The organism is Bradyrhizobium sp. 22 (assembly GCF_000482425.1).
GTDB lineage: Bacteria > Pseudomonadota > Alphaproteobacteria > Rhizobiales > Xanthobacteraceae > Bradyrhizobium > Bradyrhizobium japonicum_B.
Window position 1 is genome coordinate 1,023,214 of record NZ_KI519399.1, and the last position, 13,695, is coordinate 1,036,908.

The window sequence follows — 13,695 nt, forward strand, 5'->3', positions numbered from 1 at the left end:
ACCCCCCGTTTGGTTGCGCGATCATCGGCGATTTCGTGATGCATCCGCTCAAAGCTGACATGCGCGACGTTTGGCGCGGTCCTTGAATAAACCAAATCCTGCGGGATCAGCTTGGCAACGCCAGCGTTCATGATTATTAGGTCGTTCAGCCGAGGCCGAATGGCCCATTCATCACGGTGACTGCGATGGCGTCCAAACTTGGTCGCGCAGGGTGTCGCGGGTTCTAGGAGGATTTTTTCGTGCAAGAGACGGGCGTGCGCAACGGTGCCTTCGGCGCCGACAAATTCGGCTTAAAGAATCTCAAGCAGGTTCACTGGAATCTTGGTGCGCCGCAGCTCTATCAATACTCGCTCGCGGCCGGCGAGGCGGTGCTGTCCGCTGACGGCGCACTCTGCGCCGACACCGGCGAGTTCACCGGGCGCAGCCCGAAGGACAAGTTCACGGTGCGTGACGCCACCACCGACAAGAAGATGTGGTGGGCCGGCAACCAGTCGATCACCGCGGAGCAGTTCGAGACGCTCTATCAGGATTTCCTCAAGCACGCCGAAGGCAAGAAGCTGTTCGCGCAGGACCTCTACGGCGGCGCCGACCCGGCCTACCGGATCAAGACGCGCGTCTTCACCGAGCTCGCCTGGCACTCGCTGTTCATCCGCACGCTTCTGATCCGCCCCGAGGCGATCGAGCTGTCGACCTTCGTGCCGGAGCTCACCATCATCGACATGCCGAGCTTCCGCGCCGATCCCAAACGTCACGGCTGCCGCTCGGAGAACGTCGTCGCGATCGATTTCGCCCGCAAGATCGTCCTGATCGGCGGGTCTTATTATGCCGGCGAGATGAAGAAGTCGGTCTTCACCACGCTCAACTATTACCTGCCCGAGCGCGGCGTGATGCCGATGCACTGCTCGGCCAATGTCGGCGCCAAGGGCGACACCGCGATCTTCTTCGGGCTGTCGGGCACCGGCAAGACCACACTGTCGGCCGATCCCAACCGCACGCTGATCGGCGACGACGAGCACGGCTGGGGCCCGAACGGCGTCTTCAATTTCGAGGGCGGCTGCTATGCCAAGTGCATCAAGCTGTCGAAGGAAGCCGAGCCCGAGATCTTCGCGGCCTCGACCCGCTTCGGCGCGGTGCTCGAGAATTGCGTGCTCGACGAGGACACCCGCGTGGTCGATTTCGACGACGGCTCCAAGACCGAGAATACGCGCTCGGCCTACCCGCTCGACTTCATCCCGAACGCCTCGCGCACCGGCCGCGCGCCGCAGCCGAAGAACGTGGTGATGCTCGCCGCCGACGCCTTCGGCGTGCTGCCGCCGATCGCAAAACTGTCGCCGGCGCAGGCGATGTATCACTTCCTGTCCGGCTACACCGCCAAGGTCGCGGGCACCGAGCGCGGTCTCGGCAACGAGCCGCAGCCGGAGTTCTCCACCTGCTTCGGCTCGCCCTTCCTGCCGCTCGATCCCAGCGTCTACGGCAACATGCTGCGCGACCTCATCGCCCAGCACAATGTCGATTGCTGGCTGGTGAACACCGGTTGGACCGGCGGCAAGTACGGTGTCGGCTCGCGCATGCCGATCAAGGTGACGCGCGCGCTGCTCACCGCCGCGCTCGACGGAAGCTTGCGCAACGTCGAATTCCGCACCGACAAGTATTTCGGCTTCGCGGTCCCGACCGCGCTGCCCGGCGTGCCCAGCGAGATCCTCAACCCGGTCAACACCTGGAAGGACAAGGACGAGTTCGACAAGACCGCCCGCGCGCTGGTCGGCATGTTCCAGAAGAACTTCGCCAAGTTCGAAGCCCAGGTCGACGCCGACGTGCGTGCGGCCGCCCCGGACGTGAAGCTCGCGGCGGAGTAGGGTGAGACCGTCATTCCGGGGCGATGCGAAGCATCGAACCCGGAATCTCGAGGTTCCGGGTTCGCGACTTCGTCGCGCCCCGGAATGACGCTGATGACCTACGCCTTGAAATACGCGATCTGCGTCGTGGTCGCGAGCAGCCGGCCGTTCGGCGACCACAGCTCGGCGTTCTGGTCGGCGTAGCTCTTGTGCATGATCTTCGAATCCGCCGTCGCCAGCACGCGGGTGATGTCCTCGCTCGCGAGCTCCTCGCTGTCGCTGTGGAAATAGGTCGTCAGCGACACCGTGCCGAACGGCACCAGCTCGCGCCGCGCGTGGAAGATGCGGCCGAAGAAGGCGTCCGACATCGACGTCAGCGACAGCATGTCGAGCTTGCGCGGCGTGCGGTCGCTGATCCAGATCTTCGAATAGGTGCTGGCGGGCTCGGCCTGTTGCGGGCCGATCCGCATCTCGCCCTCGACGAAGCGGAATTCGTACTGGTTGGCCCAGGACGCCGCGATCTTCGGAAATGGCATCGTCTCCTCGAACGGCTTGGCCTCCGGATATTGCGCCACCCGGTGCTCCCAGGACGGCCGCCGCTCGGCGAACACCGCGGTGGCGAGCGTTGCGACCTCGCCGCCGCCCTGGCTGAGCTCGACGCACCAATGCTGGCTGGAGCGGTTGGCCTTGACCAGCCGCACGTCGAGATCGAACGCGCCCTTGGCGATCGGCGCGCAATAATTGACGGTGAGCGCCAGCGGATCGCCGGCGGCCTGCGGATGCTCGATCAGCGCGCGGAGGATGGTCGCGGCCGTGGCGCCGCCGAACGGGCCGACAAAGGCCCAGTAATCGTCGCTGGTGTGCCCCTGCCAGCTGGAGTCGCCGGCGGTGATGCGCGTGGCTTCGTCGAAGGGGTGCGCGAGCTTGGCGTGCATGGGAGTCCTCGGTGTCGCCCCACCCGTCATTGCGAGCGCAGCGAAGCAATTCAGACCGTCTCCGCGGAAGGATTCTGGATTGCTTCGCTGCGCTCGCAATGACGGCGCTTGAGGTGGCGGCGTCGGTTCACCGACTCCGCCTTGGGGATGATGGCAGTCATATCATCATCCGCCTTGCGAGATGCAAATAACCTCGCAGGTAATTCCGCTTCCATGCCGCGGAAAATCAGCCTGCGACGTTCCGCAGATCCGGCAGCAGCGGCGTGGTCGGGTTCACCGGCACGTTCCAGATCTCCTCGGCGTATTCGCGGATGGTGCGGTCCGACGAGAACCACGCCATGCGCGCGACGTTGAGGATCGAGGCGCGGGTCCAGGCCGGCGAGACCTGCCAGCGCGCATCGACCGCGCGCTGCGCCTCATAATAGGAATCGAAATCGGCGCTGACCATATAATGGTCGAGATAGCGCAGCGCGTGCGCGATGGATTCGAAGCGGCCGGGATCGCCGGGCGAGAACTCGCCGCCGCCGATCGCGTTGATGGCGCGCTGCAGCTTCGGCGAATTGCGGATCACGTCGGAGGCGTCAAGCCCCTGTTTGCGGCGGATCATCACGTCGCCGGCCTCCATGCCGAAGATCGCGATGTTCTCCGCGCCGACATGGTCGCGGATCTCGATATTGGCGCCGTCGAGCGTGCCGATGGTGATGGCGCCGTTCAGCGCCAGCTTCATGTTGCCGGTGCCGGAGGCCTCCATGCCGGCGGTCGAGATCTGCTCGGAGAGGTCGGCCGCGGGAATGATCACCTCGGCCAGGCTGACATTGTAGTCGGGCAGGAACACGACCTTGAGCTTGCCGGCGATCGCGGGGTCGTTGTTGACGATTTCGGCGACGTCGTTGATCAGCTTGATGATCAGTTTCGCGTAACGGTAGCTCGCCGCCGCCTTACCGGCGAAGATTTTCACCCGCGGCACCCAATTGCCGTTGGGATCGTCCTTGATCGCCTGATACAGCGCAACCGTCTCGATGACGTTGAGGAGCTGGCGCTTGTACTCGTGGATGCGCTTGATCTGCACGTCGAACAAGGCGGTCGGATCGACCTTGATGCCGAGCCGCTCGCCGATCAGGCGCGCCAGCGCAGTCTTGTTGTGAAGCTTGACGCTGCGGAACCTCTTCTGGAATTCGACGTCGCTGGCGCGGGCCTCGATCAGGCTGAGCTGGGTGGGATCGTCGAGCACGGCCTCGCCGCAGGCTTCGCGCAACAGGTCGGTCAGCTTCGGGTTGGCCAGCATCAGCCAGCGGCGGAAGGTGATGCCGTTGGTCTTGTTGGTGATGCGGCCGGGATAGAGATGGTTGAGGTCGTGGAACACGGTCTCGCGCATCAGGTCGGAATGCATCGCCGAGACGCCGTTGATGCGGTGCGAGCCGACGAAGGCGAGCTGGCCCATGCGCACGCGGCGGCCGCTCTTCTCGTCGATCAGCGAGACCGAGGCGCGGAAGTCGATGTCGCCGGGGCAGCGCGCCTCGGCGAGCGCGAGGTGCTGCACGTTGATGCGGTAGATGATCTCGAGGTGCCGCGGCAGCAGCCGCTCGAACAGCTCGACCGGCCAGGTCTCCAGCGCTTCCGGCAGCAGCGTATGGTTGGTGTAGGAGAGCGTGGCGACGGTGATCTTCCAGGCCTCGTCCCAGCGGAAATTGTGCAGGTCGACCAGGATGCGCATCAGCTCGGTGACGGCGAGGCTCGGATGGGTGTCGTTGAGCTGCACCGCGACCTTGCCGGCGAGGCTGCGCAGCTGCCCGTCGGAGGCCAGATGCCGCTTCACCAGGTCCTGCAGCGAGGCCGAGACGAAGAAATATTCCTGGCGCAGGCGCAGCTCGCGGCCCGCCGGGCTCTCGTCGTTGGGATAGAGGAATTTGCAGATCGCCTCCGCGCGCGACTGCTCGGCGCTGGCGCTGACATAGTCGCCCTTGTTGAAGGCATCCAGCTTGAGCGGATCAGGCGAGCGCGCCGACCACAGCCGCAGCGCGTTGACGTGCTGGCCGCGCCAGCCGACGATCGGCGTGTCATAGGCGATCGCCTGCACCGTCTCGGCGGGATGCCAGATCGCGCGGTCGCGGCCCTTGTCGTCGACATGCTCGACGCCGCCGCCGAAATTGACGTCGTAGATCACCTCGGGCCGCTGCAATTCCCAGGGATTGCCGAAGCTCAGCCATTCGTCCGGATATTCCTGCTGCCAGCCCTGATTGATGATCTGGCGGAACAGGCCGTAATCGTAGCGGATGCCGTAGCCGATCGCGGGGATCGACAGCGTCGCCATGCTCTCCATGAAGCAGGCGGCGAGGCGTCCCAAGCCGCCATTGCCGAGCGCGGCGTCCGGCTCGCATTTGCGCAGCTCCGGCAGCGAGACGCCGAGATCGCCGAGCGCAACCTCGAAGATCTTCAAAAGGCCCATGTTGTTGAGCGCATCGCTGAACAGGCGGCCGATCAAAAATTCGAGCGAGAGATAATAGACGCGCTTGCGGCCGGCGTCGTAGCTGTGCTTCTCCGCGGTGAGCCAGCGATGCACGATGCGGTCGCGTAGCGCCAGCGCTGCGGCCTGATACCAGTCGTGCTTGGTTGCCATGCCGGCATCCTTGCCGATGGCAAGCCGCAGCTTCGCCAGGATTGCGCCCTTGATCTCGGCCAGCGCGAGTTCGTCGATGGGCTGCCCCGGGGCCGGAAAACTGGGTTGGAACGATGAATCCTGCAAAGCCGTCATTTCCTAGGTCGAACTCTTACCAATCTACACGTCGTGCCCTTGCACCCAGAACCGTCGCAGGTGGCCGTGCATTGCGCTGGCGCTATTTTATGCAAGGAACGGGCCGAATTGGGAACCCGGGTGAGCACGGAGAAACCTCAGATTCGGTGCTAGATTACGAAAGATTCAGCCATCAGTGTGGAGAGGAGACGATCATGAGACGGGTGATTGAAATCGCCGCTGCAGCCCTGCTCGTCGTCTGCATCGGGGCCTCCAGCGCGGCGTTTGCCGCCGGCAAATCCGGCCGCAGCGCCGATGGCCTCAGCTGCGGCTTCACGGCCCCGCAAAAGGCGTCGCCCGCGGCTCGCTGCGCTGCGATCAAGCGCCAATGCGGCGGCAAGTTCTATGCGAATGCGTGCGGTGACAAGCTGCTGTCGGCGGCGAATTGAGCGCCTGACCTCAGCCGGGCTCAAGCCGCCTTCGCCTGCACCGCATCGCAAAATTCGGCGAGACGATCCGCAAGCCGCAGCGTGGCCGGGCTCGCATCCGGTGCAGCCATCAATGCGACCTCGGTCTTGTTGATCGGTGCAAAACCTTCCTTCGCCGTCAGCACGCGGTGATCGGACTGGATCGACATCTCCGACAGGATGCTCAGCCCCATGCCGGCGGCGACCGCGGCCTGGATGCCGGCGAGGCTCGAGGAGGTATAGGCGGTGTGCCAGGCCCGGCCGGCGCTTTCCAGCGCATGGATGGCACCGGCGCGGTAGATGCAGCCGAGCGGAAAGCCGATCAACGGCACCGAGGGAACGTCGACATCGACGGGATGGCTCTTGCTGGTGACCCAGTGCACCCGCTCCGGCCACACCGCGATCGCGCCGTTCGCGCCGGCCTCGCGCTTGTAGAGTGCAAGGTCGAGCTCGCCGCGCTCGAGATCGCGCGCCAGATGCTTGCTCTGGTCGGCCCGCACGTCGAGCCGCAGGCCGGGATGCGAGCGCGCGAACGCGCCCAACAGCTTGGTCAGCCGGTACGCCGCGAAATCCTCTGGGATGCCGAGCCGGACCGCGCCTTCGCCATCCGGCCGGCGCAGCACGTCGCGCGCCTCCTCGGCCAGCGAGAGCAGACGGCGCGCATAGGAGAGCAGCCGCTCGCCGGCCTCGGTCGGCCGCACGCTCTTGCCGTTGCGATGCAGCAGCACCTGGCCGATATCGTCCTCCAGCCGCTTGATCTGCTGGCTGACGGTCGATTGGGTGCGGTGGACGCGCTCGCCGGCGCGGGTGAAGCCGCCGGCCTCGACCACCGAGACGAAGCTGCGCAGCAGCTCGAGATCCAGCATCGCTGTTTCCATTCGAAAATCAACTGATCGGAAGTTAATCATTTAATTTCCAAATGACAAGCGGCGTCCCTAGATCGAGGGCCGGAACAAGAACATCCCGAGAATGCCCCTCATGTCGCTCGCCCCCTCAATCCCGGCCCCGACCACTCGCTTCAACACGCTGCCGCTCGCCATCGGCCTGTTCTGCCTGCTCTGGAGCTACGCCTTCGTCGCCGGCAAGATCGGCGTCACCCATTGCCCGCCGCTGATCCTGCTCGCCGCGCGCTTCTCGCTCGCCGGCATCTTGATCCTGGGCGCCACGCTGATCCGCGGCGAGACCTGGTCACTCTCCTGGCGCGATGCCGCGATCTTCGCCGTGCTCGGCATCGCCAACAACGCGCTCTATCTCGGTCTCGGCTACACCGGCCTGCAATCGGTCTCCGCCGGCCTCGGCGGCCTGATCGTCTCGGCCAATCCGGTATTCACCGCTGGCCTCGCCGCGCTGCTCCTCGGCGAAGGCATGACCTGGCGCAAGGCAAGCGGCCTCGTGCTCGGTGTCGTCGGCGTGACGGCGATCGTCTGGCACCGGCTGTCGGTCGGCACCGACAGCCTGCACGGCATCGGCTTCACGCTGGCCTCGCTCGCCTCGATCGTCGCCGGCACTATCCTGTTCAAGCTGCTCGCGCCGAAGGGATCGTTGTGGATCGGCAACGGCGTGCAGAACCTCGCTGCCGGCATCGTGCTGACGCCGGTCGCCCTCACCTTGGCCGACATTCACGCCATCGACGTCACACCGAGCCTGATCGGCGCCTTCGCCTTCCTCGTGCTCGGCGGCTCGATCCTCGCCTACTGGCTCTGGTTTCATCTGCTGAAGATGTGCGGCGCCACCGCCGCCAGCGCCTATCACTTTCTGATGCCGCCGCTCGGCATGCTGTTCGCGTATCTTGCCCTCGGCGAGCACGTCGAAGCGCGCGACCTGCTCGGCATCATCCCGGTCGCGCTCGGCATCTATCTGGTGACGCGGCCGGCGAAGGCGGTGGCGTGAGCCCAGCTTTCGTCATGGCCGGGCTTGACCCGGCCATCCACGTCTTCGTCGCCGCGCGCAAGAACGTGGATGCCCGGGACTAGCCCGGGCATGACGGCGACGAGGCAGCGCACCCCTCAATCCTTCCGGAACACGATCGACGCCATCCATCCCGTCATCAGCGCCATCGCCACCGTGGCGAGGCCGTACAGCAACCCGTTGTGGCGCGCGGTGTTGGCGACGAACTGCTCGAAGCCGACCTTGACGATCTCGAACGCGGTCTCGGTCTTGGCGACGAACGCGCCGTTGGCGAACAGCTTGATCTCCACCTCATAGGTGCCGATCGGCACCTCGGCCGGCAGTGGAATGCCGGTGCGGAACAGGGTCGGGGTCAGGAACGTGACGGCGCTTCCGTCTTCGCGATAGAGCCCGCGTTGGGTACGCAGGCGGATGAAGGCCGAGCGGAACGCGTCATTCGGCACCACGTCGGCAAAGTCGCCGCTGACGCGCTGCGTCAGCAGCACGTTGTTCAGCCCGATCTGCTGCCGCCGTGCGATCTCGGGCGAGGTGATGGTCTCGAACGGACGGTTGGCGAACAGCGCCAGATAGCTCGGCACCTGCAGGAACTGACGGTAATCGGTGTTGATCCAGATCCCGAAGGTACGTTCCTTCCGCCGCGTCACCATGTCGGCGCGCGGGCCCATCACGGTGACGACGAGATCGTAGGCGGTGCGGTCGGCAGGCGTGGTGGCATCCTTCTCCACCGAGCCGAACAGCACCAGCTCCTCGCCGGAATAGTTCGGTGTCACCGTGACGCGGTGGTTGGAGACCGACACGATCAGCCGCTCGGCGCATGCGGCGCCGCCGAGCAGCAGGACGAGCACGAATGCGAGGAGTGCGCGCATCATCCGCTCACTCCGAGCTCGCGGATGGTGAAGAGGTCCGAGGGTTGGATCACCAGCTCGATCGCGAAGCGGATTCCGACCGAGAGGATCAGCAGGCCGAGCAGCAGGCGCAGCTGCTCGCCGCGGATCTTCTGCCCGGCGCGGGCCCCGAACTGCGCACCGGTGACGCCGCCGATCATGAGGATCAGCGCCAGCACGGCGTCGACCAGGTGATTGGTCGCCGCGTGCAGCATGGTCGCGAACAGCATGGTGACCAGCGTCAGCACCATCGAGGTCCCGATCACCGTCGAGGTCGGCACCCGCAAGAGATAGATCATGATCGGCACCAGGATGAAGCCGCCGCCGATGCCCATGATGGCGCCGATGAAGCCGATCACGATGCCGACCACCACCACCGGGATGACCGAGAGATAGATCTTCGAGCGCTTGAACCGCATCTTCAGCGGCAGGCCGTGGATCCAATTGTGCGTGCGGCGTGGCGGCAGCGCGCCGCGCCGGGTCCGCATCAGCGCGCGGAGGCCTTCCGAGAACATCAGGCTGCCGACGGTGGTGAGCAGCACGACGTAGGAGAGCGCGATCATCAGATCGAGCTGGCCGAGCGCACGCAGCTGGGTGAAGGTCCACACGCCGAGCGCCGTGCCGGTCACGCCACCGCAGAGCAGGACGCTCGCCAGCGCCGGATCGATCGCGCGCCGCCGCCAATAGGACAGCGCGCCGGAAAACGAGGAGGCCGCGATGTGGCTGGTGACCGAGGCGACCGCGACCGCGGGCGTGATGCCGATGAAGATCAGCAGCGGCGTCATCAGGAAACCGCCGCCGATCCCGAACATGCCCGAGACGAAGCCGACCGCGGCCCCCATCGCCAGCACCAGCAGGACGTTGACGGGAAGATCGGCGATCGGGAGATAAAGCTGCATCGAGGGACCACGCTCCGGCGAGACGGACCGATTGCGCAAATGCCCGCCGGACGGTCGGAACGATTGCCGCGCCCCTCAATAGCGGAATTCGGCGCGGGGAGGGACCCTAGAATTTCCGGCGTGGTGAATGGGTGCGCAAGTGCCGTGAAATCCGCGATGCCCGCCACGACGAAGCTGCGCTCCCTCCCCCGCGTGCGGGGGAGGGCTGGGGAGAGGGTTGTCTCCGCGGTGGGACTCTCCCAGAGGAGAAAGCCCTCACCCGCGTCGCTTCGCTCTGCGACCTCTCCCGCAAGCGGGAGAGGTGCACCGAGCCGTGGCTCGTTCTGTCTGCTTGAAGCTATTGGTCTTTAATGCGCCGCCGACGCCGAACGCTTGGCCGCAACCGGCTTCGGCGCCGGCTTGGCGCTCGCCTGCGGCGCGCTGTCCCAGCCGCCGTTCGGGGCCGGAACATTGACGGCATCATCCGGCTGCGGCTCGGCCGCAAAAGTCTGGATCGCGAGCTTGGCGGCGGCGAGCGATTGCGGATCGAGCCGCTTGGCGACGTCGTCGCGCTTGCCGGCGGCGTCGGCATCGCCCTGCGCGGCCGCAAGGCTGAACCATTTGTAGGACTCGGCGAGGTTCTGCTCGACGCCGATGCCGCGGGCATAGAGGATGCCGAGGTTGAATTGGCTGTCGGCGACGCCGCGATCGGCCGCTTTCCGGAACCACTGCGCCGCGCTCTTGTAGTTGGCCCCGCGTCCGCCGCCATCGGCATCGAGCACCGCGAGATTGTGCATCGCCTTGGCGTTGCCGCGCTCGGCGGCCTGGGTGTAGTAGCGGCGGGCGATGTCGGCGTCCTTCTTCACGCCCAGGCCCTTCTCGTAGAGCGTGCCGAGGCGGAAGGTGGCGGGGACGACGCCGGCCTGTGCGGCGCGGTCGTACCATTTGGCGGCTTCGTCGTAGTTGGTCGCAACGCCCTTGCCCTCGGCAAAGCGCAAGCCGATCTCGTAGGCCGCGGTCGGGTCGCCCTTCATCGCGGCGCTGCGCAAGGCGGGGCCGCCGATGCCGTCGGGCAGCTTCTCGCTCGGCGGCACCTGGATGACGCCGAGCTTGGCGCGGCTCGTGCCCGACAGCGCGCCGGTGATGTCGCTGCTCGTCGGCGGCGGCACCGCTGCGGCGGGCGCCGCCGGAATTTCGACCGAGGCCGAGTTGCCGGGATTGGTAGCGGGCGCCGGCGCGGAATTGTTCTGGGATTGCCGGCCGATCGGCGTCGGCGAGGTCATCGATGGCGTGACCTGCTCGGGCGCGGCGGGCTTGTTCTCGATCGCCGGCGGTGGCGAGGGGGCCTGCGGCGCGGGCTGGCTGGAGGTGTTGTCCATCGCTTGCGGCGCCGGCGTCGGGCTGCCCTCGAGCAGGTTCATCGCCATCTTGAAGGTGCCGAGCACGATCACGACCACGCTCGCGCCGACCAGCAGCGAGCGGATCTTCGAGCTGATGGTCGAGCTGCCGTCCTTGCCCTTGTCCTTGCCGCGATCGGCGCCGGCTTTGGCACCGCGAGCCGGCTTCTCCGGCTGCGCGGCGGCGGCCTGGGCGGCGCGGCGGGCGGCCGCGATGAAGCTCGACGACGAGACCGGCTCTTTCGCAGCAGCAGGAATGCCGCTGATCGCGCTCTCGGAGGCGGCGATGCGCTCCGACGGCGTGGCGGCGCGTCCACCCGGCCGTGTCCCCGGCTCGAGCGGATGATCCGGCGGCAATTCCGGTGCGAGCGCGGCGCGGGCGGGCGCCGTGTGCGGCTCCAGGATCTCGCTGATTGCACGCGGTGGAACCGGCGGCACCGGCGGCGGCGCGGCGGCAGCAGCGGCATGGAATTCACGCGGCGCGGCGGCGAAGGCGGCCTGCGCGCTCTGCATCGCGGCGGGATTCGGCAGCTCGGGCTTGGGATCGTATTTCGGCTGCTGCGCTTGCGGCCGCGGCTCGCGCGCGACAGGCGGGGGCTCCATGGCAGCAGCCATGGGAGCAGCTATGGGAGCAGCCATCGGCTGCGGCGCAGCGGCCGGCGGCGCCGTACGCACTGCGCGCAGGTCGCCCTCGATCATGGACAGGCGATCGACGACATGGCCGAGCGCGCTATGGACGGCGTCGAGCGAGTCCTGGGTGCTCCGGTTGGTCTCGGCCTGGCTGAACCGGATATCGGACAGCTCGCGCTTGACGAGATCGACCATTCCGGAATCGACGGGGGCCGAATTGCGGCTCTCGGCCAGCGCGGAATAGGTCGCCTGCTGCCGCTCCAGGTGCCGGAGGATGTCGTGCAGCCCGTCCTCGACGCGGCTCAGATTGCCGTTGCGCGGGTCGGATGCGGCTTCGATCCGCTCCAGCAGGTACGAGACGCGCTGCTCCAGATGCGCGAAGGTCGAGGCGGAATCGTTGCCGACCTGCATGCGGTCGAAACGGTCCGACAGCGCGCGGATCGCGGCTTCCAGATGCTCGGTGCTTTCGGAAGGCTGCGGCCGCTCGCGGGTTTCCAGCGCCGCGGTGAGCGCGGCGATGCGCTGCTCCAGCACCGCGAAGCTGTCGCCCTGGCCGGAGGCGCGGGTGACCTGGTCGACCTTGGACGACAGCAGCTGCACGTCTTCGGACAGGCGGGCCAGCGCTTCGTTGGAGGCGACGTTGGAGACGATGCCGCGCAGCGCCGCGATCGCGCTCTCGAGCTGGTGCACCGTCGAGGGATCGTCATTGGCGCGCAGGATCAGATCGAGCTTGGCGCCGAGATTGCGGATCGCCTCGTCATAGCCGGTGAGCTGCTCGGCCGGCGTCAGCGTGCGCAGCACCTGCTTGATGTCGGACAGCGCATGCTCGATGCCCGACAGCACCTGGCCGTCGGTGCCGTTGGACCGCGTCTCGTCGATCCGCCGATGCAGCGAGCGGATCTCGTTCTCGATCGATTCGATCGCGCGCCGCGGCATCGCCTCGGTGATGGCGGTGCGGATCTCGGCGAGCTCGCTGCGGAAGGCGTTGATCGCCTGCTCGGTATTGTCGGGGCGCTGCAGCGCTTCGATCTGGCTCGTGATCTTGAGCAGATGGCGCTCGAGCGAGGAGAAATCCGGGCCCGGCGGCGGTGGCGCATAGGCAGGGGCGGGCGGCGCCATCGGTGGCGTATAGGGAGCAGCCGAAGGCGCAATCGACGGCGCGGCGCGCGGCGGCATCTGCCGGGGCGCAAAGCCGTCAAGCTCGCTCTGGCGCGCGGTGATCTCGGCGACGGCGACGTCGAACGAAGCGGGGCTCAACGGAGGGGCGTTGCGATAGACCTGCGCTGCCGCACGCTCGACCGCATCGGCCTGGCGCTGGCGCGTCTCGACGGGCGAGGGCGCGGGCGCCGGACGCGGCGCCTGGGGCTGCTGCGGGCGGGAGATCTGCGACAGCCGCGCATCGAGCCGCGAGATCGCGTCGTTGAGCTGGCGTGCGACGCCCTGCTCGCGCGTCACGTCCGGTCGTGAGGAATCCTGGCGCGGGGCCGGCTTTGAAATCCGTTCGATCTGCTGGGTGATCGCGTCGAGCCGCTGGTGGATGTCGGCGACTTCGCGGCTCTCCTGACTCGGTGCTTGAGCCGGCATCTGCTGCGGACGCTGATCGTAAGGTCCGCGAAAGTTCGGCGGGGCAGTGTCGCCGAGCGTGGAGTTCAGCCAGTCGTTCAGCGACATGCCCGCGCGACGCGCAGCAGCTTCGGCCCGCTCCCTGACGGATGGATCGATGCCGTCCACACTCCACGATACGCGCGAATTCATGACTCTGTCCGGTTCCGACTCCGGCGCCCCACCCGGCGCCTCCAGCCTCCCCACGCGTGCCGGTTGCAAACACAATCGAATTTGGCGCGGGTCGTCTGCCTCGAAGTCAGACTTTTGTCCGTTACGGTAAATAACGAGTTAAGGAACGTGGCGCGGGTGTCTTAAAGTTGGGCGGCGGAACCGGGGGGCAGTTGCCCGAAGCCGTCATGCCCGGACTTGTCCCGGGCATCCACGTACTTCGGTGCCGCCAAGACGTGGATGGCCGGGACACGCCC

At 66.7% G+C, this 13,695-nt stretch carries 9 protein-coding genes; 3 read left to right on the forward strand and 6 right to left on the reverse strand.

The features are described from left to right. Window positions 1-239 precede the first annotated feature (239 nt). The gene (locus tag K410_RS0106080) at window positions 240-1,856 is read left to right on the forward strand and encodes a phosphoenolpyruvate carboxykinase (protein ID WP_028134019.1); all 1,617 of its coding nucleotides are present in this window, start codon (window positions 240-242) and stop codon (window positions 1,854-1,856) included. A 98-nt stretch (window positions 1,857-1,954) separates the two neighbouring features. Here the strand turns inward: K410_RS0106080 and K410_RS0106085 are convergent, their stop codons facing one another. Continuing rightward, window positions 1,955-2,770, reverse strand: a complete 816-nt coding sequence (locus K410_RS0106085) for an acyl-CoA thioesterase (protein WP_028134020.1) — start codon at window positions 2,768-2,770, stop codon at window positions 1,955-1,957. A 226-nt stretch (window positions 2,771-2,996) separates the two neighbouring features. Further along, window positions 2,997-5,522 carry a glycogen/starch/alpha-glucan phosphorylase gene (locus K410_RS0106095; protein WP_155253255.1) on the reverse strand — a complete coding sequence of 842 codons (2,526 nt, stop codon included), beginning with the start codon at window positions 5,520-5,522 and terminating at the stop codon, window positions 2,997-2,999. A 194-nt stretch (window positions 5,523-5,716) separates the two neighbouring features. Between K410_RS0106095 and K410_RS0106100 the strand changes: the two genes are divergently transcribed. Then, on the forward strand, window positions 5,717-5,950 hold the full coding sequence (locus tag K410_RS0106100; RefSeq protein ID WP_028134022.1) for a hypothetical protein: 234 nt from the start codon (window positions 5,717-5,719) through the stop codon (window positions 5,948-5,950). A 20-nt stretch (window positions 5,951-5,970) separates the two neighbouring features. Here K410_RS0106100 and K410_RS0106105 read toward each other — a convergent pair whose 3' ends face one another. Beyond that, entirely contained in the window at window positions 5,971-6,834 is an 864-nt protein-coding gene (locus tag K410_RS0106105; protein WP_028134023.1) for a LysR family transcriptional regulator, read from the reverse strand. 112 nt (window positions 6,835-6,946) lie between these two features. Here K410_RS0106105 and K410_RS0106110 point away from each other — a divergent pair, with 112 nt between their 5' ends. Next, a complete protein-coding gene (locus tag K410_RS0106110) occupies window positions 6,947-7,858 on the forward strand; it encodes a DMT family transporter (protein WP_028134024.1) in 912 nt (303 codons plus the stop codon). Between the two features lie 116 nt (window positions 7,859-7,974). Here K410_RS0106110 and K410_RS0106120 read toward each other — a convergent pair whose 3' ends face one another. The 3 genes from K410_RS0106120 to K410_RS0106130 all read right to left on the reverse strand — a co-directional run bounded on the left by K410_RS0106120 (window position 7,975) and on the right by K410_RS0106130 (window position 13,420). Continuing rightward, a complete protein-coding gene (locus tag K410_RS0106120; RefSeq protein WP_028134025.1) occupies window positions 7,975-8,745 on the reverse strand; it encodes a TIGR02186 family protein in 771 nt (256 codons plus the stop codon). After that, on the reverse strand, window positions 8,742-9,659 hold the full coding sequence (locus K410_RS0106125) for a sulfite exporter TauE/SafE family protein (protein WP_028134026.1): 918 nt from the start codon (window positions 9,657-9,659) through the stop codon (window positions 8,742-8,744). The genes K410_RS0106120 and K410_RS0106125 overlap by 4 nt, the downstream gene beginning before the upstream one ends. A gap of 347 nt (window positions 9,660-10,006) precedes the next feature. Further along, on the reverse strand, window positions 10,007-13,420 hold the full coding sequence (locus tag K410_RS0106130; protein WP_028134027.1) for a tetratricopeptide repeat protein: 3,414 nt from the start codon (window positions 13,418-13,420) through the stop codon (window positions 10,007-10,009). Window positions 13,421-13,695 lie beyond the last annotated feature (275 nt).